The sequence below is a fragment of the Acinetobacter radioresistens DSM 6976 = NBRC 102413 = CIP 103788 genome (assembly GCF_006757745.1).
In the GTDB taxonomy this organism is placed as follows: Bacteria; Pseudomonadota; Gammaproteobacteria; order Pseudomonadales; family Moraxellaceae; genus Acinetobacter; species Acinetobacter radioresistens.
On sequence record NZ_AP019740.1, the window covers coordinates 2,094,227 to 2,119,560 of the forward strand.

22 protein-coding genes are annotated in these 25,334 nt (G+C 41.3%); 10 read left to right on the plus strand and 12 right to left on the minus strand.

Going from position 1 to position 25,334, the window contains the following annotated elements; all coding sequences use genetic code 11:
- The first annotated feature begins 59 nt into the window (after nucleotides 1–59).
- Nucleotides 60–1,130 carry a phosphoribosylformylglycinamidine cyclo-ligase gene (gene purM / locus ACRAD_RS09885; RefSeq protein ID WP_005019280.1) on the plus strand — a complete coding sequence of 357 codons (1,071 nt, stop codon included), beginning with the start codon at nucleotides 60–62 and terminating at the stop codon, nucleotides 1,128–1,130.
- A 6-nt stretch (nucleotides 1,131–1,136) separates the two neighbouring features.
- On the plus strand, nucleotides 1,137–1,769 hold the full coding sequence (gene purN / locus ACRAD_RS09890; RefSeq protein WP_005019279.1) for a phosphoribosylglycinamide formyltransferase: 633 nt from the start codon (nucleotides 1,137–1,139) through the stop codon (nucleotides 1,767–1,769).
- Nucleotides 1,770–1,828: 59 nt separating this feature from the next.
- Here purN and ACRAD_RS09895 read toward each other — a convergent pair whose 3' ends face one another.
- Both ACRAD_RS09895 and sppA read right to left on the minus strand, forming a co-directional pair.
- The gene (locus ACRAD_RS09895; protein WP_005019278.1) at nucleotides 1,829–2,626 is read right to left on the minus strand and encodes an alpha/beta fold hydrolase; all 798 of its coding nucleotides are present in this window, start codon (nucleotides 2,624–2,626) and stop codon (nucleotides 1,829–1,831) included.
- 17 nt (nucleotides 2,627–2,643) lie between these two features.
- Entirely contained in the window at nucleotides 2,644–3,660 is a 1,017-nt protein-coding gene (gene sppA, locus ACRAD_RS09900) for a signal peptide peptidase SppA (RefSeq protein ID WP_005019276.1), read from the minus strand.
- 129 nt (nucleotides 3,661–3,789) lie between these two features.
- On the opposite strand from sppA, the gene ACRAD_RS09905 reads away from it, so the two are divergent.
- Nucleotides 3,790–4,740 (plus strand): lysophospholipid acyltransferase family protein, encoded by a 951-nt coding sequence (locus tag ACRAD_RS09905; RefSeq protein ID WP_005019275.1) that lies wholly within the window; start codon nucleotides 3,790–3,792, stop codon nucleotides 4,738–4,740.
- Here ACRAD_RS09905 and ACRAD_RS09910 read toward each other — a convergent pair.
- From ACRAD_RS09910 to ACRAD_RS09920, 3 genes are all read right to left on the minus strand, one after another.
- Nucleotides 4,733–7,174 (minus strand): DNA internalization-related competence protein ComEC/Rec2, encoded by a 2,442-nt coding sequence (locus ACRAD_RS09910; protein WP_005027085.1) that lies wholly within the window; start codon nucleotides 7,172–7,174, stop codon nucleotides 4,733–4,735. The genes ACRAD_RS09905 and ACRAD_RS09910 overlap by 8 nt on opposite strands.
- A gap of 84 nt (nucleotides 7,175–7,258) precedes the next feature.
- Nucleotides 7,259–7,942 (minus strand): lipoprotein-releasing ABC transporter ATP-binding protein LolD, encoded by a 684-nt coding sequence (gene lolD / locus ACRAD_RS09915; protein ID WP_005019272.1) that lies wholly within the window; start codon nucleotides 7,940–7,942, stop codon nucleotides 7,259–7,261.
- Nucleotides 7,935–9,170, minus strand: a complete 1,236-nt coding sequence (locus ACRAD_RS09920; protein WP_005019271.1) for a lipoprotein-releasing ABC transporter permease subunit — start codon at nucleotides 9,168–9,170, stop codon at nucleotides 7,935–7,937. The genes lolD and ACRAD_RS09920 overlap by 8 nt, the downstream gene beginning before the upstream one ends.
- 25 nt (nucleotides 9,171–9,195) lie before the next feature.
- Here ACRAD_RS09920 and ACRAD_RS09925 point away from each other — a divergent pair, with 25 nt between their 5' ends.
- On the plus strand, nucleotides 9,196–9,768 hold the full coding sequence (locus ACRAD_RS09925; RefSeq protein WP_005019270.1) for a PilZ domain-containing protein: 573 nt from the start codon (nucleotides 9,196–9,198) through the stop codon (nucleotides 9,766–9,768).
- 9 nt (nucleotides 9,769–9,777) lie between these two features.
- Here ACRAD_RS09925 and ACRAD_RS09930 read toward each other — a convergent pair whose 3' ends face one another.
- Nucleotides 9,778–10,704 carry a DMT family transporter gene (locus tag ACRAD_RS09930; protein ID WP_005027088.1) on the minus strand — a complete coding sequence of 309 codons (927 nt, stop codon included), beginning with the start codon at nucleotides 10,702–10,704 and terminating at the stop codon, nucleotides 9,778–9,780.
- Nucleotides 10,701–11,171: a YaiI/YqxD family protein gene (locus tag ACRAD_RS09935; protein ID WP_005019268.1), complete on the minus strand. Its 471-nt coding sequence runs from the start codon at nucleotides 11,169–11,171 to the stop codon at nucleotides 10,701–10,703. Before ACRAD_RS09935 ends, ACRAD_RS09930 begins: the two co-directional genes overlap by 4 nt.
- 290 nt (nucleotides 11,172–11,461) lie before the next feature.
- Here ACRAD_RS09935 and ACRAD_RS09940 point away from each other — a divergent pair, with 290 nt between their 5' ends.
- Nucleotides 11,462–12,406 carry a hypothetical protein gene (locus ACRAD_RS09940; protein ID WP_005027091.1) on the plus strand — a complete coding sequence of 315 codons (945 nt, stop codon included), beginning with the start codon at nucleotides 11,462–11,464 and terminating at the stop codon, nucleotides 12,404–12,406.
- A gap of 38 nt (nucleotides 12,407–12,444) precedes the next feature.
- On the plus strand, nucleotides 12,445–12,594 hold the full coding sequence (locus ACRAD_RS16495) for a hypothetical protein (protein WP_005027092.1): 150 nt from the start codon (nucleotides 12,445–12,447) through the stop codon (nucleotides 12,592–12,594).
- A gap of 67 nt (nucleotides 12,595–12,661) precedes the next feature.
- On the opposite strand, the gene serC is transcribed toward ACRAD_RS16495, so the two are convergent.
- The gene (serC, locus tag ACRAD_RS09945; RefSeq protein WP_005027094.1) at nucleotides 12,662–13,741 is read right to left on the minus strand and encodes a 3-phosphoserine/phosphohydroxythreonine transaminase; all 1,080 of its coding nucleotides are present in this window, start codon (nucleotides 13,739–13,741) and stop codon (nucleotides 12,662–12,664) included.
- A 445-nt stretch (nucleotides 13,742–14,186) separates the two neighbouring features.
- Here serC and ACRAD_RS09950 point away from each other — a divergent pair, with 445 nt between their 5' ends.
- From ACRAD_RS09950 to ACRAD_RS09965, 4 genes are read left to right on the plus strand one after another with little or no spacing between them, the layout of a single operon-like run.
- Complete coding sequence (locus ACRAD_RS09950) at nucleotides 14,187–15,695, plus strand: TolC family protein (protein ID WP_005027096.1); 1,509 nt, start codon at nucleotides 14,187–14,189, stop codon at nucleotides 15,693–15,695.
- A gap of 18 nt (nucleotides 15,696–15,713) precedes the next feature.
- Complete coding sequence (locus tag ACRAD_RS09955; RefSeq protein WP_005027098.1) at nucleotides 15,714–16,844, plus strand: HlyD family secretion protein; 1,131 nt, start codon at nucleotides 15,714–15,716, stop codon at nucleotides 16,842–16,844.
- A complete protein-coding gene (locus ACRAD_RS09960; protein ID WP_005027099.1) occupies nucleotides 16,844–17,974 on the plus strand; it encodes an ABC transporter permease in 1,131 nt (376 codons plus the stop codon). Before ACRAD_RS09955 ends, ACRAD_RS09960 begins: the two co-directional genes overlap by 1 nt.
- The gene (locus ACRAD_RS09965; RefSeq protein WP_005027101.1) at nucleotides 17,971–19,059 is read left to right on the plus strand and encodes an ABC transporter permease; all 1,089 of its coding nucleotides are present in this window, start codon (nucleotides 17,971–17,973) and stop codon (nucleotides 19,057–19,059) included. Before ACRAD_RS09960 ends, ACRAD_RS09965 begins: the two co-directional genes overlap by 4 nt.
- Before the next feature lie 47 nt (nucleotides 19,060–19,106).
- Here the strand turns inward: ACRAD_RS09965 and gyrA are convergent, their stop codons facing one another.
- The 4 genes from gyrA to ACRAD_RS09985 all read right to left on the minus strand — a co-directional run bounded on the left by gyrA (nucleotide 19,107) and on the right by ACRAD_RS09985 (nucleotide 25,247).
- Nucleotides 19,107–22,064 carry a DNA gyrase subunit A gene (gyrA, locus tag ACRAD_RS09970; RefSeq protein ID WP_010699842.1) on the minus strand — a complete coding sequence of 986 codons (2,958 nt, stop codon included), beginning with the start codon at nucleotides 22,062–22,064 and terminating at the stop codon, nucleotides 19,107–19,109.
- 374 nt (nucleotides 22,065–22,438) lie between these two features.
- Nucleotides 22,439–23,371 (minus strand): FAD-binding protein, encoded by a 933-nt coding sequence (locus tag ACRAD_RS09975; protein ID WP_005027104.1) that lies wholly within the window; start codon nucleotides 23,369–23,371, stop codon nucleotides 22,439–22,441.
- 18 nt (nucleotides 23,372–23,389) lie between these two features.
- Nucleotides 23,390–24,142 carry an electron transfer flavoprotein subunit beta/FixA family protein gene (locus ACRAD_RS09980; protein ID WP_005027106.1) on the minus strand — a complete coding sequence of 251 codons (753 nt, stop codon included), beginning with the start codon at nucleotides 24,140–24,142 and terminating at the stop codon, nucleotides 23,390–23,392.
- 499 nt (nucleotides 24,143–24,641) lie between these two features.
- Nucleotides 24,642–25,247 carry a LysE family translocator gene (locus tag ACRAD_RS09985; protein WP_005027109.1) on the minus strand — a complete coding sequence of 202 codons (606 nt, stop codon included), beginning with the start codon at nucleotides 25,245–25,247 and terminating at the stop codon, nucleotides 24,642–24,644.
- Nucleotides 25,248–25,334: the final 87 nt, after the last annotated feature.

Sequence of the window (25,334 nt, forward strand, 5' to 3'; positions counted from 1 at the left end):
AACATAAGAGTTTCGTATATTCAGGTTATAATCCCCCGCGCGAACGCGGAGACTTCATTATGAGCAACTCAACTTCTACCCCAAATACTGGTTTAAGCTACAAAGATGCAGGTGTCGACATTGAAGCGGGAGACGCATTAGTCGATCGAATCAAATCTGTCGCCAAGCGCACCTCACGTCCTGAAGTGATGGGCGGACTTGGTGGTTTTGGTGCACTTTGTAAAATTCCTAAAGGTTATGAAGAACCTGTTCTCGTATCTGGCACGGATGGTGTGGGTACCAAATTACGTTTAGCACTGAATTTAAACCGTCATGACACGATTGGTCAGGACCTGGTGGCAATGTGCGTAAATGACCTTCTTGTATGTGGTGCAGAGCCATTGTTCTTCCTTGACTATTATGCAACAGGCCACTTAAACGTAGAGGTTGCTGCAAATGTTGTTACAGGAATTGGTGCAGGTTGCGAACTTGCTGGCTGTGCGTTAGTAGGTGGTGAAACTGCTGAAATGCCAGGCATGTATGAAGGTGAAGATTATGATTTGGCAGGTTTCTGCGTAGGTGTAGTTGAGCAAAGCAAAATTATTGATGGTTCTAAAGTTAAAGCCGATGATGTACTGATTGGAATTGCATCTTCAGGTGCGCACTCTAATGGCTACTCTCTGCTTCGTAAAATTTTAGATGTAAAAAATGTTGACTTAACTCAAATCGTTGATGGTCGCCCACTTGCAGATACTGCAATGGAACCTACCCGCATTTACGTCAAGCCAATCCTTGAATTACTCAAACAGGTTGATGTGCACGCAATGGCACACATCACAGGTGGCGGTTTACCGGGTAACTTACCACGCGTACTTCCAAATGGTGCTCAAGCAGTCATTAATGAATCTTCTTGGGAATGGCCAGAATTGTTTAAGCTTCTTCAAAAGGAAGGTGGTGTTGAACAATTTGAAATGTACCGCACATTTAACTGTGGCGTAGGTATGGTATTGGCTGTTGATGCGGCAGATGCTGAGAGAACGGTTAACACGCTAAATAACCTCGGCGAAAAAGCATGGATAATGGGTCACATTGTTGACAATGCTGAATCTGTTGAAGGTGCAGATGAAAAAATTCGTGTGATCTTCGCGTAATTTCATATGATTAAAATTGCTGTACTCGTTTCGGGCAGTGGATCTAACTTGCAGGCCCTGATCGATGCCAAACTATCAGGCCAAATTGTTGGTGTACTGTCCAACCGGCCTGATGCTTATGCTCTAGAACGTGCTAAACAGGCAGGAATTAAGACTGCTCTTGTTGAACATAAACAGTATCCAAGCCGGGAAGCATTTGATGATGTTATGCATCAGCAGCTGCTTGACTGGGGAGTTAATCTGGTCGTGCTAGCAGGCTTCATGCGGATTTTAAGTGAAAAATTTGTCAAAGCCTGGGAAGGGAAAATGCTGAATATTCACCCTTCCCTGTTGCCTTATTATAAAGGTATGCATACTCATCAGCGTGTAATTAATACAGGTGATGTATATCATGGCTGTACAGTTCATTATGTGACAGCTGAATTAGATGCTGGTCAGGCACTAGCGCAGGGAATACTTTCGGTTAAAAGAACTGATACAGTTGAGACTTTGGCAAACCGTGTACATGAGTTAGAACACCTGGTTTACCCTCAGGTGGTTGAATGGATCTGTATTGGCGCCGTTCAGCATCTAGAAGATGGCTCTGTACTTTATAGAAATTCTCTGTTGACTAAACCCATGCAGTTTTGCAAGTTATAATACAATTTATGCCAATAAAAAAGCGCCCACATATAGGCGCTTTTTTATTGGCTCATCATTTATGCATGGATCAGCTGTTTTACCAGTCGGCCCACCTCAACAGGATGTTCTAACGGGAACATATGGCCGCCCTCGGCTATGCTAAAAGAAACACCGATTTTTTTCTTGGCTACGTGTGGAAAACGCCGCTTAAGAAAAACACTTTTATCTCCGACCACAAGATGTACTGGTATTTTCGGTTTTGCCATCGGTAACCACCAGAGCGAAGGATTCTTCCTAAAGATTTCTACTTCATCATTTTTAGGGATAGTCAGAGTTACGCCACCCCTTACCGGATCTTCAGTTAATGCATATTTCAGATAGGCCTGAAAACAGTCTGCATCAAAATCTTTATAGAAACCTTTAGTGCGAAGTAACTCGCCTGCCTGCTCGCGCGACTCCCAATGATCACGTCGCCGCACCGATAACCCTGCTGGAGTCATCTGATCTACCAGTTGGGGTTTAAAGCATTTAGCCATATGGAAAACAAAAGATGCTTTTCCCATAATCAACGGCGGATCTAGCATAATGACCTGTGAAAATAACTCGGGACGTTGATAAGAAGCCATCATCGTGAGAACTGAACCTAGCGAATGTCCAAGCCCGATAACTTTGCGACCATGAGCCTGCCGAACGATGCTGTCGATGATCTGCTCTACCAGATGAGGCCAGTGATTGGTAATTGGATAACGTTTATCTGGGCCAATCAAAGGCACATAAATAATGTCGTATTCATCACGCAACTGTTCAAACAACTTTTCATAAACTTTTGAAGGCACACCATTGGCATGTGCAAAGTGTATTAATGGCTTCGTCATATATCCCTTTATGTTCATTATTGCAGCTTGGTATCCTGCTGAATTTTAAGTTGCTGGGTAACTGATTCACTAAAGCCCTGGCCTATTTCAGAACCTACCCGGCCAAGTACCGATTCAAATGGGCTACGCTGAACTGTATAATCCAGAACATTATCCAGTTTAAGCTCACGTTTAAGACTGTTTATGCTTCCGGTACGATCTGCAACGCCCAGTTTAACCGCCTGCTCACCGCTCCAGAATAATCCTGAAAAAATTGCAGGGTCATTACTCTTCAGGCGCTTGCCACGGCCTTCTTTTACAGCAGCAATAAAGTGACTATGCACATTGTCTAAGACCGTCTGTACATGCTCCCTCTGTGCAGGATTGACTGGTTTAGTCATGCTCAGAATATCTTTATTGTCGCCTGAAGTTAATGTCCGGTCTTCAACACCCAGTTTCTGCGCAAGGCCCATCACCCCATAGTTTGGCATAATCACACCAATTGAGCCGACCAAACTGGATGGATTAACCCAGATTTCATCAGCAGCCGAAGCAATATAATAAGCGCCTGAGGCTCCCATATCACCAATTAGTGCATATACTTTCTTCTCAGGATACTGCTGTTTGTAATAGCGAATTTCCTGCCAGATCTCATCTGACTGGACAGGTGACCCCCCAGGTGAATTGATATTGAGCACAATTGCGTGACTGTTTTTTGCTTCAAATGCACGTTTCAAAGCTTTATTGGTATCTTCACTATTTACGGAACGGTCACTAGAGTCAATCGTACCAATAATATCGATCACAGCCAGATGAGCATTTGAACTTGAGCCTGCCCCACTGGTAGTTGCCGTAGTACAGCCCCTACCCATCATGAGCAAAAGCAATAGAATATAGGCAAAAGTCAAACACTTAAAAAATATTCCCCAGCGACGGCTACGGCGCTGTTCTTCAACAGAAGCCAGTACAGCTTTTTCTAGTATCTGCCACTCTTTACCGCTTCTGCTGTCTGAACTTGGAACTTCATTATTAGGTTTTGGCGGCCAATCCGACATATATATTTATCCGAAAAGTAAAATATCTTCATTATATACACTGGAAAATGAAAAACTGTCTAAATAAAGCTTTTTAACTTATAATATTTTTTCTTTTACGTTTGTTAAGCAGAATCCTACATTTAAATAATGACTAGCTCAAATTCCCAGCCTTTATCTTATCGTCTTTTGAAAATCATTAGTCGCCAGCCTATACGAGTATCACGCTTTATTGCTCGTATACTTGCAGGTCTGATGAATACTTTAAAACTGTCGAATACCTCAAAAACAATAAATCTGAATCTGGAGATTGCTTTTCCATATCTGCTGACCGAAAAGCGTAATCAGATTATTCGTCAGGCTATACGCAATGAAATACAGTCATACTTTGAATTTTTTAGTATTTGGGGCTCAAGTACAGAGAAGAATATTTCGAGAATTCATAAAATTGTAGGCGAGCATTATTTTCATCAGGCGGTGGCAGCCAAAAAAGGATTAGTCCTGATCGTTCCGCACTTTGGCACATGGGAGATTATGAACTCTTGGTGTTCGCAATATACATCAATGACCATTCTCTATAAACCGGTCAAAGACCCGTATGCAGATCAGTTCGTCCGCGAAGCGCGCAGCCGTGAGCAGGCCAATCTGGTTCCTACAGATGAAACTGGTGTTCGCCAGATTTTTAAGGCGCTTAAACAGGGAGGCACAACTGTTATCTTGCCTGACCATACACCAAATGTGGGTGGTGATCTGGTGGAATACTTTGGTGTACCCTTAGCCTCAAGCAGCCTGAGCGCCAAGCTGATTCAAAAAACTAAGTCCAGTACTTTGCTTCTTTACGCCATCCGTAATGAACAGGATGGCTTTAATATGTTTATTGAACCAATTGATGAGAAAATTTATGAAGGCAGCGCTGTAGAAGGTACCCAAGTTATTCATCATGTGATCGAAGATTTGATTACACGCTATCCCGAACATTACCACTGGAGCTATAAACGTTTTAAGGCTCACCCAGAATTACGCTCCATTTATACGCTTGATAAAGCTGAAGCACTACAAAAAGTGGATCAGCTGCGGCAGCACAACAAAAATCTTACTTAATCTTTAACCATTTCCACTGCTCTCTATAGAGCGTGTAATTTATTTGTTCATCAGCTTCTTGATAAAATTCAATATTACCGGTTTGGGCAGTTAAAAGAAGTGGAATATCAAGTGCCTTTAGACGTACCTTAACTTCTTTGGTCGGGTGACCATAACGGTTATTCTGTCCTGCTGAGGCAATTGCCAGCTTAGGATGCAAATATTTTAGAAAACTGTAAGCAGAACTGTGCTTACTGCCATGGTGACCCAATACTAGTACGTCGACTTGAAGTTCGGGATACTTTTTCATGAGTTCATATTCAGTTGGCCAGCCAGCATCTCCCATAATCAAGAAATTCCGGTAAGGCTGGGCCTGGTTTAATTGCACATATAACACACATGAATATTCATTCGGATTGGCTTCTACCATTGATGGGTAAGTATTTAAGCCAGGTGATAGTACCTGGACCTTAAAATTCTGATAAGACCAGCTTTGTCCTTCCCGGCATGGTGATGACTGTTTTATATTCCATGTTTCAGGTAACTGGGTATTGGCTATTACTTCATCGATTTTAATTTTTTGGCTTAATGGTAAGAGTGCCCCGCTATGATCCTGATCCAGATGAGTTAATAGCACCCGATCTAAGCGAGCTATCCCTTGGGAAAATAAAAATGGTGCAAGAATTTGCTGGCCTATACTGAATTTGGTTTCATCATAGTAACCGCCTGTATCTAACATTATTTTTTGCTGACTACTCTGAAGTAGAATGGCTTGGCCCTGCCCTACATCTAAAACGGTTAACTTAAAATCCGAGTCTGGTGCCCTACTCGTAAAAACTGGTACAAAACATAACAGCGCCCAAGCTTTAGGAATAACAGATCGAGGCAGATATAAAATAATCAGGCCGATACTGAGGCTCACAATAAGCAACGGTGTAAATGCAATTCCCTGTAATTGGGGATTAAACAGATGGTCCAGTATTTCTAATATCCACAAGCCTAAATTCAAGCCTAAATCGCTACAATGAAATAAAAGCAGGCCCAAAGGAGAAATGATATAGGAAAGACATGCAGCCAGTATATCTAGCGGCACTACGACAGCACCTAATAATGGAATGACAAGAATATTGGTCAATGGCGCAATCCAGCTTACCTGTTTGAAAAAAATCAGTACTAACGGAAAGAGAGCAATAAAAATTTTCCCTTGTGATTCAATCAGTAACTTTCCAGCAGTTAAAACTCTTTGCTTCCAGTTAAAAGCCGGTTGGGCAGGCTGCCGATCTATACTTTCATAAATGCGCAACAGAATAAAACAGGCCCCGAAAGAAAGCCAGAAAGCTGCCGAGAGAACACTAAAAGGATCTATCCATAATAGTAAACTGGCACTTGCCAGCAATAAGCTTAATGCCTGGATTTTTTGTCTTAATAAAAGCAGGCTACTCCCTAGCAGAGTAATGAGCAGTGTTCGTAGTGCCGGAATCTCGAAACCGACAAAAGCGCTGTAAAGTAATACACAAAAACAGAAAGGAAAAACCAGCAGATAAGGGCGAGGCAAGCTTAAATAGAGTTTTGGACCATACAGCCGTATCAGGGTTTGCAATACCCAGCTGACCAGAGCTGCGAAAATTAATACGTGTGGGCCAGAAATTGCCAGCAGGTGACTGATTCCCAGCCGCTGAAATTGTTCTTCTGTTTCAGAGGAAAGTAAGCTTTTATCACCTGTAAGAAGTGCTAAAATCAGGCCTTTATTTTTCAGTGTGCTATTTTGAATAAAAGTACGAAAATGATAGCGCTGCCGCTCCATCAGTAATAGAAGACCATTGATCCAACCCTGTTGATTATTCAGATATTGATTAAAACCAAGCCGGTAAACTGCCTCATGGTCCAATTTCTCTATTTTCCAGATTTTTACACTGGCCATGATATTCTGCTGAATAAACCATTTTTCCTGATCAAATACTCCCGGCATGGCATATCCATGAGCAGGTATGACTTCCCCATAAATCCGGTAATATTCTCCTAACTCAAATTTTATAGGTTGCTCAGGTATATTTTTAAATGTGAGCCACCATTGAACAGGCTGTTTTTTCTGGTCAAGTACTTCCACTTTTTGCCTGATCTGCTTCTCAGAACGCTCATCAATATGTCGGATATAAACAATTGCCTCAATATTTCTTGTTTCTGTTTCCCTGTTATCTAGACGTTGTTCTAGCGCATGGTCAGCGTAGCGATAACCCAATGTGCCTGTCAGGATGCCTAAGGCTAGAATAAAAACTGCTCTAGATAAGCATGGAATCGGATGGTGCGACTCCAGCTTACTATATTGATACCAATATAATAGCCCTGAACCTACGCTGAAGATCATCAGTCCAGGTAACAGAAAAACAGGTAAGTTAAAAGTTTTCCCCATGACCGAGATTCCAGCAATCCAGGCCAATAAAATAGTTTTCCACATGATTTTTATATTTATAACTTATTAAAATAATTAAAGCCCATACTGATGGGCTTTAACAAGGTTAATGATCAGATTATCTCCGACTTACGCGTTCACCCATAAGCCATCCTGCATATGCAGAATTGAATCGGCAGCTTGGGCCAGCTGCTCATCATGAGTTACAATCAGCATTGCCATGTTCAATTCCTGACGCAGTTCACTTAATAACTCAAAGATACCTACAGCAGTTTTACGGTCCAGGTTACCTGTCGGCTCATCAGCCAGCATTAAAGCAGGTTTGGTTACCAATGCCCGCGCCAAAGCTACACGCTGACGCTCACCACCAGATAATTCGCCTGGTTTATGCGTTATCCGGTGTGACAGGCCGACCCGTTCCAGCAAGTATTCTGCTTGCTGTTTGGCTTCTTTAAACTGTGTATTTTTGCGCAGCATCAGGGGCATTGCTACATTTTCAAAAGCAGTAAACTCTGGCAGTAAATGATGAAATTGGTAGACAAACCCAAGATACTGGTTACGCATAAAACCACGTTCAGCTTCACCTAAATTGTCAAAGCGCTGTCCATTTAGAAACACCTCACCCTCAGTTGGCCGGTCTAGCCCCCCTAAAACATGTAGTAAGGTACTTTTACCAGAGCCACTGGCTCCAACAATCGATGTAAACTCACCCGCCTTGATCTCTAAAGATAAGCCTTTAATCACCTCTACGGTTGATTTCCCATCCGTGAAATGCTTATAGATATTACGGGCTTCAAGTACTGTATTATTCATAACGTAAAGCCTCGGCAGGTTGAATTTTAGCTGCACGCAGTGCCGGATAAATAGTTGCCAGAAAGCTTAAAATCAGAGACAGACTGACGATGACTACGACATCCTGCCATCTGAGATAAGAAGGCAAATAATTAATAAAGTAGGCATCAAACAGGTGCAGACCAAAAGCATTATTCAGCCATGAAATAAAGCTGCTGATACTTGAGGCAAAAATAATTCCTAAAATTGCGCCTGATACTGTCCCGATGACTCCAATTACTGTTCCCTGTACCATAAATATACGGGTAATTGTAGCGGGTGATGCACCTAGTGTTCTTAAAATAGCGATATCAGATTTTTTATCGGTCACTACCATGACCAGAGAAGAAACAATATTAAATGCAGCAACCAGAACGATTAGAAACAGGAGCAGGCTTACCATCGCTTTTTCCATCTGGATGGCACTAAACAGGTTCCCATGAGTATAGGTCCAGTCCGAAGCATAGAAATTCCCTGGTAATTCACGGGCAATCGAGCTAGCTACCTGAGGTGCACTGAAGATATCATCCAGCTTCAGACGTACACCCTGAGCACCATCCGGCAAACGTAACAAAGTCGAAGCATCATTTAAGGCAATATAGCCCATCATGGAATCTACTTCAGCTCCAATACTGAAAATGCCCACAATTTTGAAACGTTTAAAGCGAGGCACAACCCCTGCCGGTGAAGGTGTGGCTTCAGGCAATACTAAAGTGACACTGTCATTCAGCCCGAGGCCGAGTGCATCTGTCATCTGTTTCCCCAGCACAATACCAAATTCACCTTTTTTCAGGCTATCAATGCTTCCCTCAACCATATGATCCTGAATAATAGAAACCTTTTTTTCATATTGAGGTTCTATTCCAGTTACCATCAGACCTGCAACTTGGCCTTGTGCAGTTAGCATCCCCTGTAACTGGGTAAATGGTGCTGCGCCAGTAACATGTTCGTGGCTCTCGACTTTTTTTGCAAGTTCGGGCCAATCTGTTAAAATCTGGGTTGAAGAAACTGTGGCCTGAGGTATCATGCCCAAAACACGGTTTTTTAACTCTCGGTCAAAACCATTCATGACAGACAGAACTGTAATAAGAACTGCTACACCCAAGGTCAGGCCGATCATGGAAACTAAAGCAATAAAAGAAATAAAGTGATTACTACGCCGTGCGCGAGTGTATCTCAACCCTATATACAGCGAGATTGGTTTAAACATACCATCTAGTCCGAGGTAATTCATTATGGAAACATTACAGCATCAGGGTGCTTCGAACGAACGTCGCGTGATGTCCCGCATTGATGCTGCTTTAAGGATTAATTATCAGATTATCTCTGATGATGTTGCTCTTAACGATCCTTACGACCCTAATTTTGTATTGCCGCGTTATTTTCTACTACTTGCAGAATTAGATCAATTTGATCATGCTATTAACTACGAATTAGAACAATTAAATCAAAAAGATCAACAAATTGCTCGAATACTATCCTTATTTAACCAGAAAATGAATCTGATTACAGGGTCTCTTTATGACGCTATCGTCCAGACCATGCTACCTGTGCCTGAACAGGTTAATATTTCAGAAAGTGGTATCAGCTTTTATACAAATCAACAGCTTAAAGATGGAAGCTATATTCATTTAACATTAAGTCATCCTGATAATTTCTTTCATGTAGCAACAATTGCCCAAGTGGTTTATAGCAAGCCTAAGGATGAAACAGGCTTCCGGACAGGAGCTTATTTTGTGACACTGCATCCTCAAGATCGTGCCAAGCTTGCTGAATGTATTAATTCTACTCAAGGTGTAGCAAGCTAGATTAAAGTTCTAATTACTTTTAATTTTCTGGGCAAGTTCACGACTTGCCTTAATATCACGATAAAAGTAAAGAAAAAGTCCTGATAACAGTACAGTAGCGCCCACAAAAATCATGACTGTCAGTTTTTCATGATTTAATACTGAACCAATGAGAATAGCCAGCATCGGTGTCATGACGTTGGTTAAAGACAGAGTAGTTGCCTGAATGTTCTGGACCAGTTTGAAATAACAGAACATTGCAACCAGAGATGCCATAATCACCGTATAGAATAAAGCCATCAACGATTTGGTATCTGGAATATGGCTCGGTGCATACTGCCAGATGAAAGGAAGCAGCAGCATACAACCGAGCACGGACACGATAATCGAACCAGTCGCCTGTGCCATTGGTTCAACCTGCGCATTTACTTTCTTTACCCAGAAAATAGATAAAGCATAATTAAAAACACTCAGCAACATCAGGAGAATGCCTACAGGATGAACCTGCTGGCCTGTATTTCCTCCCAGACAAATAATCGAGAGCCCTGCTACTGCGATCCCCATTCCCAGCCATTGCATACTATATAAATGCTGCTTAAATAAAAAACGGCCAATTAAACCTGCCATAATTGGTGCCAGCCCAAACATCAATGCAATAATGCCTGAACTGAGATAACCTGTCGCTGCATAGGTAAAAATTTGCGAACCAATCAAGCTAAAGGAACCCGCGATATAACTGTGCAGCGCTACTTTATGAATGGGAAGCTTTACTCTGAGCAAGAGCAGCAAAAGAGCTGCTAGTGGTAAAGCTATAAAAAAACGAATCACCATTGCCCACATGACATGCAGATCATGGACGCTCCAGACGATTGCCAGTGGAGTAGTAGCCCAGATGAATACCAGAATAGTGTAGGTAAACACAATATTGCCGCGAGAGACCGGCACCTTCTGATTCATGAGGCTGTCTTACGCTTCTGCTTTAATATGGTCTGATCCAGGCTACTGGCAAACTCACGTTTATCTCGGTCTGAAATAGGTGGTGGGCCCCCTGTCTGAACCCCAGCTCCGCGCAAGGTATCCATAAAGTCCCGTAAATGCAACCGCGCTTTAATATTAGCTGTAGTGAAAATCTCTCCACGAGGGTGAATAGCGATACCCCCCTTTTCGATGACCTGTGCGGCCAATGGAATATCTTGTGTTACCACAATGTCATTATTTTGCATCCGGTTGACAATTTCCTGATCGGCTTGGTCAGCCCCACCCATGACCTGAATCGAATTAATACGTACTGATGGAGTAATACCGACATTCTGGTTTGCCACAAAAGTTACTTCAAGCTGGTAACGATCTGAAGCCCGCATAATCACATCACGTAAAATACGCGGTAGAGCATCCGCATCAATCCATAATTTAAAGGGCAGCACCTGAAAACTCCGTAAGTATAAGATTCTCAGTTTAACAAAGTTCAGTTATTTTTTAGGAACAATCTTTATAAATTATCCTTTATTGCCATATTCTTCACCCTACTGATTGCAAGTCTTTAACAGGCATTAAAACGCACCAGATCTCTGGTCTTTATTTACAGTTTAGTTTCAGATAAATTAGTTTTGCTCCAAATGCTGAATTTAGAAGTAAAAGAGCGTAATGATGGGCTTGAAAAATACAAGTTACCCTCGATTTAATAGATATACTCACGCGATCCCTAATAGTGCATATGAATAATCAGAACAGCCCGGAAATTATCCTGATCAATGATCAGAATTTTGGTAGTCACGTTGAACACTGGAATTTATTAACTGACCAGCCTGAAACTGAAGTCCCTAAATGGTTAGGTATGTCACTTGACTCACCGATGATGCCTATGGGTTTATGTCAGAATGAGCAGGAAATGGATGCCTCTGTCTGGCTGATTCAAGGTCCGGATAAATCACCTGTTCGTCTAGCACAAATTATTGCAGTAGAAAATAATAAGCCAAAAGCACTCAAGACTGCATTTCCTGTATTTGATAGTCCTTATCGCTATAATGCAAAAATAGAGCGTATTATTAGTTGTAAATCAGGTACTCAGGCAGTTCTGCGTCTGCAACTTGGTAATAATCCGAATACTGTAGTGTATGCATTTGACAGTTTATACAGTGTTAATCATCAGTGTTATGAAAAAGGTCAAAGCTATCAGGTTCAGCTTAATGCTTGGGCATATGAACTTGAAGCTGTTTCTGCTCATGAAGAACTGGTAGTCGATGACCCGGCATCGATTCGTCAGCACCGGGCATTAAATGATATTTTACAGCAACATAATGGTGTTGCCCCAGCCAATCTTCAGGAATTGATTGATGCATGGGAACCAAAGTCTGAAGAAGATACTGCGCCTGTAACAGTTGATTTTTCTAAAATGGTAGCCTATCTGTATGGAGAGACAATCGGTCAAGAAGATGAAGCCTGGTTTCAAGGGAATATTGTAGGCAAGACCAGTATGCAGTTTATGGACCAGGATTATACTGTTTATGATGTAACGCTTATTTTAGAAGAAAACACACCAGCTACTCTTATCCGGATCGCGACTCGCAATAAAAAGTACGAAAACTTTAAAATTGGCCAATATATTCGAGGCAATATCTGGATTCAGGCGAATATTTATGCTAAAACTAGCAGCAATTGATAGGATTTAAAAAATAATAGCATTATTTAGGTTCCTTGATGAAAATTATTCCAGAACAGACGACTACACGAATTGTTGAACATAGCGGTCTACGTATTAAAGTTGATATGGGAGCCTTATGTTTCTTTCTTCTCGGTATGTTTATTTCTGCCATTATTATTCATCAACTGGGCATAATCCAATTCTAAAATTTTTATTCATTAATAAAAAACCCTCTAATTTATAGAGGGTTCTTTATTAATTATATGTATCAGTTTAAGCATTGCGTTTGGCAAAGTCATCCATAAAATCAACTAGTGCCTGAACACCCTCTAATGGTACAGCATTATAAATGCTTGCACGCATACCACCTACTGAACGGTGACCGGCCAGATTTAATAGATGGTTTTCTTCAGCTTCTTTCAAGAAAAGTTTTTCCAGTTCCGGATTTGCCAGAGTAAACGGAACATTCATGAGTGAACGATTTGCTTCTGCAATTGGATTCGCATAAAAATCACTGGCATCAATATAACCATACAGCAGTTTAGCTTTTTCCAGATTAATTTTATGAATTGCTTCTACACCGCCCTGCTCCAGCAGCCACTCAAATACCAATCCAGATAAATACCAGGCATAGGTTGAAGGTGTATTTACCATAGAGCCGTCTTTAGCTTGCGCTGAATACTTCAAAAGACTTGGAATTTCAGGTTTAGCCTGATCGAGCAGGTCATCACGTATAATAACCAGAGTCAGACCAGCAGGACCAATATTCTTCTGTGCACCCGCATAGATCAGTCCAAATTTGGAAACGTCCAGCGGCGCAGATAAAATACTTGAAGAAAAATCAGAAACCAGTGGCGCATCTACCTCAGGAACACTTGCAAACTGTAATCCACCAATAGTTTCATTATCTGCATAATGCACATAAGCTGCATCTTTAGATAGGTTCCAGTGAGCCTGTTCACTAATCGCCAGTTTGCCATTCACCGTTGTGCCAGCTTGTATTACATTAATATCGCCATAACGCTGTGCTTCTTTATAGGCTTTTTCAGACCAGATACCTGTAGAAATATAGTCGGCCTTATTATTTTTACCCAGTAGATTTAGCGGAATAGCAGAAAACTGTAGGGAGGCACCACCTTGTAAAAATAAAACTTTATAGTTTTGAGGAATGTTCATGAGTTTACGCAGGTCTGCTTCTGCCTTTTCGGCAACAGCGACATAATCTTTACTTCGATGGCTCATCTCCATGATGGAAACGCCTTTACCCTGCCAATTCAACAGTTCCTGTTGAGCTTTTTCTAAAACAGCAGTAGGTAATGCAGCAGGACCAGCACAGAAATTATACGCGCGCATGATTTTTCCCTTCAAGAAATTAAAAAAATAAAATCAAGGCATTTAATCACATATTGGCAAATGATGCAGTAAATTCTCGAACCGATATTTCAATACTTACTTAAAGATAGAACAGTTTATTCAATAAAAATAGGATGTTAGTTTAATTAGGAACTTATATAATAATTCAACCTTTCTAAAGTTTATTTAAAAAATCATAGAGAACTATTTATCAATACATTTGTAGATTAAATACTAAAAAGATTATTTGCTTTTAGCCCAATTCTCTGCAATTTTATATAATATTAAAATAAGATTTACCTGTTAAATTTTATTTTAAACTATAATATAAAGGATAAAGACAAACTTTAGTCTTAAAAGACAACTTCAACAGAAACAATGTAGTAATAGAAATATTGATATAAAAGATTAAACTACCTAGAAATTTTGAAAAGCTGTTTAATATATGCAGATTTTAAGAAAATTAATATTCAGATCTTCTGATTTAAAACTAGTTCCTCACTATTTTTATAAAATAGGTTTTATTACAACTTTCCTATTATATACAGGAACTGGCTTTGCACAGACGTTTAGTTATGAACAAGCTGAACAATATATCCTTCAAAACTCTTATAGTTCACAGGCAAGCATGGCTTTGCAGCAGGCTTCACAGTTAGAAGCTGAAGCCACTAAAGGTTTAGGCTTACCCCGCATAGATTTAAATGTACGGGCCTATACCTTTCATAATGAAATTGATCTTCCCCTCAAATCTGTAAAAAATAACCTTGAACAAACTCTTTCACAGGGTGTGAATGAGCGTATCGACCAATGGCAAGGAGAAAATGGTTTACCTACAGATATTACTGACCCATTGCGTAACGGTATAGGACAAGTTATTCATGGGGGCATTGGCCTTATACCGGATACCGCAAATGTTGTGCTTGAAGATGAAGTGGTACGCCCAACTATATCATTGATGATGCCTTTATATACGGGCGGTCTTACCCAAAGCGCCAAACAAATTGCTAATATTCAGGCACAGCGTAGTCAGCTTGATAGCCGGCAACAACAAGATATACAACGCTTTGAAATCATTCAGGCATATTTTAATACTCAGTTACAGCAAGAATTGAATAGCATTAGCCGTACTAATCGTGATGCAATGCAAAATCATTATAATAATGCCCTCAAGCTGGAACGTGCCGGGTTTATCAGTAAAGGGCAGCGCATGCAATTTGAAGTTGCCCGCAATAATGCCGAACGTGCCCTGCAAAATAGTCAAGCCAATCTTGAGGCCAGCCGTTTTCAATTACAGAATTTACTTAAGCAGCAAACTGTAGACAGTCTTAATACGCCTTTGTTTATAAATTCACAGCAGTCACCGGTTCTGGCTCAACTTATGGCGACTTATCCTGAACAATCCACTCTCATTCGCAAAATGCAGACTGATACACTATTAGCTGAAGAAAATGTGCGTGCTCAAAATGCTGCAAAGAAACCCAGTATTTTTGCTTTTGGTGAATACAGTTTAGACGAACAGCAAAATTGGATCATAGGTATGGCTGCCCGTTATAATCTGTTTTCGGGTATAGATAAACAGAAAAAAGTGCAAGCAGCGGAACTACAACGTTACGCCGCTGGTCTTGCTACCGAACGCACCAAACAGGAAATCGAGAATATTCTGTTCAAATCTTATAGTGAATTAACCTCTGCGCAAAACAGTCATCGACTGTTACAGCAAAACATGCGTGCTGCTCAAGAAAATCTTCGTATACAGGAATTATCATTTAAAGAAGATATGGGAACAGCCACCCAAGTCATTGATGCCCAAAACAGTTTAAATATTTTAAAAGGTGAAATGGCTTTAAATGCTTATAAATATATTATTTCACTGGCAAGTCTGTTACAGGGTCATGGCTCAATTGAACAGTTTAAAAGCTATATTCATCAACCTGATACAGTCTATATTCGCTAAGGTCGACAGGATATGAGTATGAATGAAGAAAAAAAACTACCTGCACAAAATACTGCATCTTCTCAAGATAATATTCATGAGCCAGCCGAGCCGAGTCAAACTGAGCCAGATTCTGCTGATACCGAACAGAAGCTTGCAACAAGACAACGGCAGCCTCAGCATAAAAGAGCCTGGCTTAAACTTGCAATTATTATATTGGTTATTATTTTACTGGCTACCATTGCATTTGGATTATGGAAAAGTTATCAGCCACAGGATATTGAAATTCAAGGCCGGGTTGAAGCAGAAACAATCTATGTCAGCACCAAGGTCCCTAGCCGTATTGAAGAAATTTATGTACGGGAGGGCCAGAAAGTAAATAAAAACCAGCCACTGGTTCGTCTGTTTAGTCCCGAAGTAGACGCAAAAAAGCAGCAGGCCTTAGCAGCACTGCAGTCTGCTCTTGCTTTACAGTCAACTGCTGAACGTGGCTCTCAAGAAGAAAATATCGCAACCTTATATGCTAACTGGCAAAGTGTTAAAGCTCAGGAGCAGCTGGCTCGAACGACTTATAAGCGTGGTGAAAACCTGTATAAGGAAGGAGTAATTTCAAGGCAGCGTCGTGACGAGTTGTATGCTGCTCAAGTTTCTGCACAGGAGCTGACTGAAGCAGCCTATCAGCAATATGCGCGTGCCAAACGCGGCAGTACTGAACAGCAGCGCTCTTCAGCAGATGCACAGGTCGATATAGCCAAAGCAGCGGTAAGTGAAGCAGAAGCTTTAGAGGCAGAGACCAAATTATACGCACCTGTTAGTGGTACAGTGTCTAAAACTTATGGTAAGCCAAGTGAACTCGTTGCGATTGGCGTGCCTGTAGTCAGCCTGATTCAGGATGACAGTTTATGGGTAAGCCTGAACATCCGTGAAGATCAGTATACACAGATTTATAAAGCCCAAAAACTGGAAGGTTTTATTCCGGCACTTAACCGGCGGGCAACTTTCAATATTGAGAATATTGATGCAGAAGGTGAGTTTGCCACTATTAAAACTACCCGGCAAACTGGTGGTTATGATATTCGCAGTTTTAAAGTACACCTGACACCTGCCCAGCAGATTCCTGATTTAAAAGTTGGCATGAGTGTTCTTTTTAAGATTAAAGAGGACCACTAGTGTTGTATGGAATCTGTCGTGAACTGAAATATCTACTCACTCACCGCTGGGATTTATGTCTGGTCACAGTGGCGCCACTATTTATTATCATTTTATTCAGCAGCATGTTCTATCAGGGTAAGCCTGAGCATTTGCCTATTGCAATTATTGATCAGGATCAGAGCCAGCTCAGCCAAAATATTGATAAATATCTGTCTCATAATAGTGTGCTAGAAATTGCAATTATTTCACCTAATCAAGATGAAGTTGAACGCCTGCTGAACCAGACAAAAATTTGGGGATATGTGATTATTCCGGAAGGCGCAGAGCAGCGCCTGGTTCAGGCACAGGATAGCGGGATTGCAATAGCATTCAACCAGAGTTATTTCAGTATTGGAAATACTATTTCTTCTGCCATGCTGATTGGTACATTAGAAGCAATCGCAGATTTTATGGGCAGAAGCTATCTGGCCAATCAACTGCCCTATCTTGAGGCTCCTACTCCCCATGTAAAGATTTCACCTTTATATAATCCGGGACTGAGCTACGAATTTTATCTGGAACCTTTTATGGTGCCGGCCATTTTACACTTGTTGCTGTGTTGCTGTGTTGCATTTGCAGTCGGCCAAGAACTCAAAAACCGGAGTGTTAAAAGCTGGGTACATCATCAAACGATTTTTAGTGCACTTATTTCTAAAAACATAACCTATGTAATTATTTTTACAGCTTGGACTTGGTTGTGGATGTTTTGGCTTGCTGGTATCCGTGGCTGGTTTATAGCTGGACATTTATGGTTAATTTTACTTGGCCAAATCCTGTTATATAGTGCTTACGCTTTGATTAGCAGTACTGTGGTACTTGCTACGCAAAATCTAGCAAAGTCATTTGGTTTTATTGCAGTTTATGGCGGGTCTTCCTTAAGCTTTGCTGGCGTTACCTTGCCTTTAAATAATGCCCCACTTTTTACAAAATTCTGGGCAAATATTATTCCTTATACCCCTTATGCCAAACTACAGACAGAACAATGGGTAGTCGGTAGCCCGCTTACTGTGTCATGGCTTCCTGCACTGATACTTGCGGTCTATTGTGCCTTCTATGCAGTAATCAGCTATCTGCTTTTGAAAAAATATTTAAAAGGAGCGGCCCTATGAAGCAGTTCCTGTATTTTTATTTAAAAACATTTAAGGATATTGCCAGTAATAGCTCAATTTTAACTACCCTCATTCTTTCTGTGTTTTTCTATAGTTTTTTCTATCCGACTGCTTATAAAGCTCAGACAGCAGAAGCTTTACCCATTGTTATCGTAGATGAAGAACAAAGTCTGGTTACTTCCAGTATTATTACTGAAGTTGCAAAAAGTCCAAACGTCAAAATCCAGGCAATAACCGGAAATTTCGCTGAAGCGAAATTAATGATCCAGAAACAGCAGGCAGATGGAATATTATTGCTGCCGGATCAGCTCTCCAATAGTATACGCCGCGGCGAGGTAGGAGGTATCGGACTATATTTAAGTGCAGCTTATTTTCTAAAAACCAAGCAGATTGGTTTAGGCCTTGCAACTTCTGTCGAAAATGCTATTGCTCAACAGGCTGAAAAATTTGGTGAAATTGCACATTTTTCTCCTGCTGTACCTATACATCAGATTCCTTTATTTAACACTCTCTCTGGCTATGGAAGCTATATTTTTCCAGCGATTGCGCCATTAATTATCCATCAAACTATTGTTCTGGGTTTAAGCATGTTAATTGCAGGCTATCGAGAAAAACTGTGGCGCCCAGTAAAATCCGAAGTATCTGGTCTATTTTTTGCCATTTTAACGATTGGTTGTCTAGGCTGTTTATATCTGTTCGGTTTTACATTCTGGTTTTATGACTATCCGCGTGGTGGTAATTTTTGGGGAATGCTGCTCGGCGTTCCTATTTTTATTAGTAGTGTTATTGGCCTAGCTATATTGGTGGCTTCTTATTTAGACATGCCAGAACGTGCTGGCCATGTTATTGTTTTCACTTCAATCCCATTATTTTTACTCTCTGGTACCGCATGGCCGCACGCGGCTATGCCGGAATGGATGCAATGGCTAGGAGTCGCTTTACCCTCTACACAAGGCATTCAGATGTTTATTCAGCTTAACCAGATGGGTGTGCCGACCAGCTTGGTGCTTCCCAAAATGATTTATCTGGCTGCCTTTGCAGCCGTCTGTCTGGTTTGGGGAAATTATCGTTTAAGTTATAAATAATCACCTAATAAAAAGGACGCCGAAGCGTCCTTTTTAACTATCAGGCTTTAATCTTCTTGAGGTTCCTGATGTTCTGTTTCAGTTTTCTCAACTTCCAGTTGCTCAGTACTTTCAACTGTTTCGAAAGCTTCTACTTCATCTTCTTCAACGGCTTCAATAGAAACCACACCAACCAGTGTTTCTCCTTCGCCTAGACGAATCAGACGCACGCCCTGAGCATTACGCCCAGTTTGGGCTACTTCTGCTGCACGCGTACGGACCAGCGTCCCCCCATCAGAAATCAGCATCAGCTCTTTGGTTTCGTCAATTGCAACCGCACCCACCAGTTCACCATTACGTTCAGAGGTCTTAATTGCAATAACCCCTTTACCGCCACGTTTTTTGGTTGGGAAATCATCTACAGGGGTACGTTTGCCATAACCATTTGCAGATGCGCACAGTACTTCTCCAGTTTCTGGTACAACCACCAGTGAAACTATACGGCTGACTACATTTGAATCTGAAGAGTCTTCATCTTCCGAGTCAGTATCAGTATCTTCCGTATCCTCTGCCTGGGCAGCCAGTGCGACACGCATGCCACGCACACCTTTAGCTGAACGGCCCATGGCACGTACATCAGTTTCTGCAAAACGGATAGCCTTACCTTCGTTAGAGAACAGCATAATTTGCTGTTCACCATCAGTAATAGTCACACCAATCAGGGTATCTTCTTCATTGAGTTCAATTGCTCGTAAACCATTCGAGCGCACATTACTGAACTGCTCAAGCTCAACACGTTTTACTGTACCGGAAGCTGTGGCCATAAATACATAATAGTTTTTACGGACACTTTCGGCCTGCTGGGCAAACTCGATAATGATCTCATCATCCAAATCTGTTACAGCCAGCTCTACACATAACTGTTTTAGCTGGGTACGCAGTTCAGCTGAGAGCTCGTCAGCATTATCATCAAGCGTTGCCAATGCTGTCTCAAGTTCTGGCAAATGCACGGAAATGACCGGATTATCCTGAAGTTTTACAGTATTCGTTTTTACAAAGTTTTTAAAGGCTGCCAAGCGTTCAGTAAATTTCTTCGGCGCATCAATGACAGGTAAAATGGCAGTAATGGTCTCATTTGCATCGAGCGGCAACAAGTTAATCATTGGACGACCACGCGAACCACGTGATGCCTGCGGTACTTCAAAAACTCTCAGACGATAAACCTTACCAACATTGGTAAAGCACAGTACGGTGGCATGATTTGAAGTCACAATCAGATGCTGAATGAAATCATCTTCTTTCATTGAGGTAGCTGACTTACCCCGTCCACCACGACGCTGAGCTGCATAATCAGACAATGGCTGAGTCTTGGCATAGCCAGACTGGGAGACCGTCAATACAACCTGTTCCTCAGGTATCAGGTCTTCACGTGAAAAATCGACCCGTGATTCTACAATTTCTGTGCGCCGTGCGTCACCATACTGTTGCAATACTAAAGCCAGCTCTTCTTTAATTACAGCCATTAACAGGTTGAAATCATTTAGAATCGCGGTCAGTTCAGTAATCTGCCCCAGAATTTCTGAATATTCAGCATGTAATTTATCTTGTTCCAAACCGGTTAAACGGTTCAGGCGAAGTTCAAGAATAGCTGCAACCTGTGTTGGAGACAGGCGATAAATGTCGCGATCCAGTCCGAATGGACGACTCGGATCTTCACCTTCAATTTCATCTGGACGAATTGAAACCGAACCTGCTCTTTCAAGCATTGCTCCAACCCCACCTGCGGCCCAATCTGCGGCAAGCAAACGCTCACGTGCTTCTGCCGGATTCGCAGAAGTTTTAATCGCATCGATAATATCGTCGATATTCGCCAATGCGACAGTCAGGCCTTCCAAGATGTGACCACGTTCACGTGCCTTACGTAGCTCATACATGGTACGACGCGTGACCACTTCCTGACGGTGGCGAATAAACGCTGCAATAATATCTTTCAGGTTCATCAGTTTTGGCTGGCCATTGTCCAGACAAACCATGTTAATGCTAAAAGAATTTTCGAGCTGAGTATTTAAAAACAGGTTATTTACGACAACTTCAGCATTTTCGCCACGTTTTAAATCAATCGCGATACGCATACCGTCTTTATCGGATTCATCACGCAGCTCAGAAATACCTTCCAGCTTTTTCTCTTTAACCAGCTCAGCAATACGTTCGATTACTCTTGCCTTGTTAACCTGATAAGGAATCTCGGTAAATACAATGGTGGTACGGCCAGTTTTTTCATCTTCTTCAAAATGATATTTACCACGTATATGCAAGCGCCCCTTACCTGTACGGTAAGCGTCTACAATACCTGACTTACCATAGATAATGCCACCTGTAGGGAAGTCTGGACCAGAGATATACTCCATCAACCCTTCAACACTGATATTGGTATTGTCTGCATAGGCCAGACAGGCATTTACCACCTCAGTCATGTTGTGTGGCGCCATATTGGTCGCCATACCGACTGCAATACCGGCTGCACCATTAATCAACAGGTTAGGAATACGGGTTGGCATGACCTGAGGAATACGCTCAGAACCATCGTAGTTGTCTTCCCAGTCAACGGTATCTTTTTCAAGATCAGCCAGAATCTCATGGGTGAGTTTGCGCATACGTACTTCGGTATAACGCATTGCGGCGGCACTATCGCCATCGACAGAACCGAAGTTACCCTGGCCATCAACCAGTTGATAGCGCAGACTGAAATCCTGCGCCATACGTACGATAGTTTCATAAACGGCAGAATCACCATGCGGGTGATATTTACCGATAACATCACCGACCACACGGGCAGACTTTTTATAAGCTTTATTGTAGTCGTTACCCAGCTCGTGCATAGCATATAGCACACGACGATGAACAGGTTTCAGACCATCTCTCACATCTGGCAAGGCACGCGATACAATCACGCTCATTGCATAATCTAGATACGAGTGCTTGAGTTCATCCTCAATGGCAATCGGGCGGATTTCCGATACGCTCATGCATACTCCTCTTCATACCGGCGGCCTAAAAACCACAGATATTTATATATTAATCTTGCGAAAAATTAGCCTAAAAAAACTTCAGGCCAAAATTAAAAATTAGCGAATGAGTATAGCATAAAACTGCTTGGTTTTGTTTGTTTGAACATCGAGTTCTATTGAGTTATTTCAGCTATTTACTGTTCAAATAAGGAGCGTTTTGCAAGATGGCTTGACGCTATTTTATTTTTTATAGTTGGCTCAAAATTTCCAAGTTAAATTTACTTTATTTTTCATTTTTTTATTAGGCTTAGCAATTCTTGTATTTAATTTAGAGTGCCCTGACTTAAAAATAAAAAACGCCCGAAAACGGACGTTTTTTGATATATAAATGCTTAAAGCTTAGAAACCAACTCAGGAATGACCTGGTTCAAGTCACCTACCAGCCAGTAGTCAGCAATAGCATTGATTGGAGCTTCTTCATCTTTATTGATCGCTACGATCACTTTAGAATCTTTCATACCAGCCAAATGCTGAATCGCTCCAGAGATACCTACAGCGATATAAAGCTCAGGTGCAACGATCTTGCCAGTTTGACCCACCTGCATATCATTTGGTACAAAGCCAGCATCAACTGCGGCACGTGAAGCACCTTGTGCAGCACCAAGCTTGTCAGCGAGCGGATCAAGGATTTTATGATAGTTCTCGCCTGAACCTACACCACGACCACCGGATACCACAATACGTGCACCAGCCAGTTCAGGACGTTCAGATTTGACGATCTCTTCATTTACGAATGACGAAACACCAGCATCTTTCACTTCACCAATCGTTTCAACTGTTGCAGAACCGCCTTCAGCAGCTACTGCATCAAATGCTGTACCACGAACTGTACCTACAATAACATCTTCTGAAGATTCAACAGTCGCGATCGCGTTTCCTGCATAAATCGGGCGACGGAAGGTTTTAGGACCTACCACAGCCACGATATCAGTTACCATGCTGACATCAAGCAGAGCTGCCGCACGTGGTAAAATATTTTTACCGGAAGTTGTAGCAGCAGCAAGAATATGCGAATAGTTCTTGCCAATTTCTGCAATTAAAGCAGCAACATTTTCAGCCAGCTGGTTGGCATAAGCTACATTATCAGCAAGTAAGACTTTACTTACACCAGCAACTTTAGCAGCAGCATCAGCAACTGCCTGAGCACCAGAACCTGCAACCAATACAGTGATATCACCACCGATTTCTTGAGCCGCAGCAACAACATTTAGAGTCGCAGCATTCAGGGTGTTATTGTCGTGCTCAGCGATAACTAAAATACTCATGATTTTTATCCTTCTGTATTAGATCACTTTCGCTTCATTTTTAAGTTTGTTGATCAGTTCATCAACAGACTTCACTTGCACCCCTGCCTGACGTTCAGCCGGAGATTCAACCTTAACAGTTTTCAGCTTAGAAGCTGCTGTTACGCCATAATCTGCTGGAGACTTGGTTTCAAGCGGTTTTTTACGTGCTTTCATAATGTTTGGCAGAGCCGCATAACGGGGTTCATTCAAACGCAAGTCAGTGGTAATAATTGCAGGAAGTGATAGCTCAACAGTTTGCAGACCGCCATCAATTTCACGGGTTACCTGAACCTTGCCACCTTCAACTTTAACTTCTGAAGCAAAGGTACCTTGGCCGGCACCAAGCAATGCGCCCAGCATCTGACCGACCTGATTACTGTCGTCATCAATAGCCTGTTTACCCAAAAGGATAATTTCTGGTTGTTCCTGCTCCACGATCCCTTTTAAAATTTTGGCAACTTCGAGTGCCCCAATTTCATCAGTCGCAGTTTCTACTAAAATTCCGCGATCAGCGCCTAGAGCCATAGCAGAACGAATTTGTTCCTGTGCTTCTTTAGGACCAATAGAAACCACTACGATTTCTGATACTGTTCCTTTTTCTTTTAAGCGAACCGCTTCTTCCACTGCGATTTCACAAAATGGGTTAATTGACATTTTAACGTTAGTAAGGTCTACCCCACTATGGTCCGGCTTAACGCGAACTTTAACGTTGGCATCAACCACACGTTTTACAGCAACAAGAGCCTTCATGTAATCCTCGGCTGTTTTAGCAAAAGTAAATGTTGAGAAAAGCTATGATAACTCTTCAATTAAAATTTTTTAGGTGCCTTATCTTGCAATGGGTATGGCATTTGGGTCAAGTCACAATTACCTTTGGAGACGTAAAAAAGCGTAAAAACCGTGAAATGCAGAGTTCATAAAAAAATGTAACAGGGATCTTAGGGTAATTACTCTACTAGTTAACTGATATTTATATATTTATTTTTATTAAAATTTTATGATTCAAATTCGGGTATTAAAGTCAGAAAACCTGAACCGGTACTGAAGTGATTTAAAGGCTGGTAGCTTAAGTTTTAAAGTATGACTGTACAGATCAAAAATGTCATTTAAGACACAACCAGAACAGCTTATTCAGCTTTTAGCTTACAAGAAACCAGCATTCTGGCCTTAAAACGCTTTAACACAATCAAATTTTCTAATGTACTTTAAATCTAAAAAGCATGCCTAGATAGCATGCTTTTTATATTCATCAGTTCACTAGAAGCCAAGTGGCCGCCATTGCAAGCAATCCACCCGAGGTTCCATCAATCCATTTCTGTTTTTTTGCATCAATGGAAGTTTTTTGTGTAATTTTGGCAAAGACCATACTTAAACTGCAATATACAATAAAAATGAGCCCAATAAAGATAAAGGATAAAATTAAGCCCTGACTTACTGTATTTTGTGTTTTATCAATGAACTGGGGAAGAATAGCAAAATAGATCAGCATTCCTTTTGGGTTCAGTAAAGCCGTAAAGAACCCCTTCCTGACCGAATTTGTATGAGGTATCTCTTCAACTGTCACTTTTTTCTGATTAAACACAGACTTCAGCAAATTAAAAGCCAGATACAACAGATAGGCAATTCCTATATAGCGGATCGTATCAAACAGCAAGGGTGAAGATACAATAATTGCTGCGATTCCTAAAGCAACCAGAACTGAATGAATCAGATAGCCAAAACATATACCAAAAGTTGCCATCATGCCTGCTTTTGCATCTTTACCCATGACTTGTGACAAGATAAACAGCATATCTGGTCCAGGTGTGAAAATCAGGGGAAGCACAGTCAATGCAAAGAGTACAAATACAGACATTTTCTTTTTCCTGTTGAATGTCCTGAATCAGGAAAATAAGTATCTACAAAAAGCTGTAAAATAGGATTTCAAATATTTTATAATAAG

Excerpts from the sequence above, each read along its gene's own strand:
- purM (WP_005019280.1), top strand. The coding sequence starts at position 60 with ATGAGCAACTCAACTTCTACCCCAAATACTGGTTTAAGCTACAAAGAT.
- purN (WP_005019279.1), top strand. The coding sequence starts at position 1,137 with ATGATTAAAATTGCTGTACTCGTTTCGGGCAGTGGATCTAACTTGCAG.
- ACRAD_RS09895 (WP_005019278.1), bottom strand. The coding sequence starts at position 2,626 with ATGACGAAGCCATTAATACACTTTGCACATGCCAATGGTGTGCCTTCA.
- sppA (WP_005019276.1), bottom strand. The coding sequence starts at position 3,660 with ATGTCGGATTGGCCGCCAAAACCTAATAATGAAGTTCCAAGTTCAGAC.
- ACRAD_RS09905 (WP_005019275.1), top strand. The coding sequence starts at position 3,790 with ATGACTAGCTCAAATTCCCAGCCTTTATCTTATCGTCTTTTGAAAATC.
- ACRAD_RS09910 (WP_005027085.1), bottom strand. The coding sequence starts at position 7,174 with ATGTGGAAAACTATTTTATTGGCCTGGATTGCTGGAATCTCGGTCATG.
- lolD (WP_005019272.1), bottom strand. The coding sequence starts at position 7,942 with ATGAATAATACAGTACTTGAAGCCCGTAATATCTATAAGCATTTCACG.
- ACRAD_RS09920 (WP_005019271.1), bottom strand. The coding sequence starts at position 9,170 with ATGTTTAAACCAATCTCGCTGTATATAGGGTTGAGATACACTCGCGCA.
- ACRAD_RS09925 (WP_005019270.1), top strand. The coding sequence starts at position 9,196 with ATGGAAACATTACAGCATCAGGGTGCTTCGAACGAACGTCGCGTGATG.
- ACRAD_RS09930 (WP_005027088.1), bottom strand. The coding sequence starts at position 10,704 with ATGAATCAGAAGGTGCCGGTCTCTCGCGGCAATATTGTGTTTACCTAC.
- ACRAD_RS09940 (WP_005027091.1), top strand. The coding sequence starts at position 11,462 with ATGAATAATCAGAACAGCCCGGAAATTATCCTGATCAATGATCAGAAT.
- ACRAD_RS16495 (WP_005027092.1), top strand. The coding sequence starts at position 12,445 with ATGAAAATTATTCCAGAACAGACGACTACACGAATTGTTGAACATAGC.
- serC (WP_005027094.1), bottom strand. The coding sequence starts at position 13,741 with ATGCGCGCGTATAATTTCTGTGCTGGTCCTGCTGCATTACCTACTGCT.
- ACRAD_RS09950 (WP_005027096.1), top strand. The coding sequence starts at position 14,187 with ATGCAGATTTTAAGAAAATTAATATTCAGATCTTCTGATTTAAAACTA.
- ACRAD_RS09955 (WP_005027098.1), top strand. The coding sequence starts at position 15,714 with ATGAATGAAGAAAAAAAACTACCTGCACAAAATACTGCATCTTCTCAA.
- ACRAD_RS09965 (WP_005027101.1), top strand. The coding sequence starts at position 17,971 with ATGAAGCAGTTCCTGTATTTTTATTTAAAAACATTTAAGGATATTGCC.
- gyrA (WP_010699842.1), bottom strand. The coding sequence starts at position 22,064 with ATGAGCGTATCGGAAATCCGCCCGATTGCCATTGAGGATGAACTCAAG.
- ACRAD_RS09975 (WP_005027104.1), bottom strand. The coding sequence starts at position 23,371 with ATGAGTATTTTAGTTATCGCTGAGCACGACAATAACACCCTGAATGCT.
- ACRAD_RS09980 (WP_005027106.1), bottom strand. The coding sequence starts at position 24,142 with ATGAAGGCTCTTGTTGCTGTAAAACGTGTGGTTGATGCCAACGTTAAA.
- ACRAD_RS09985 (WP_005027109.1), bottom strand. The coding sequence starts at position 25,247 with ATGTCTGTATTTGTACTCTTTGCATTGACTGTGCTTCCCCTGATTTTC.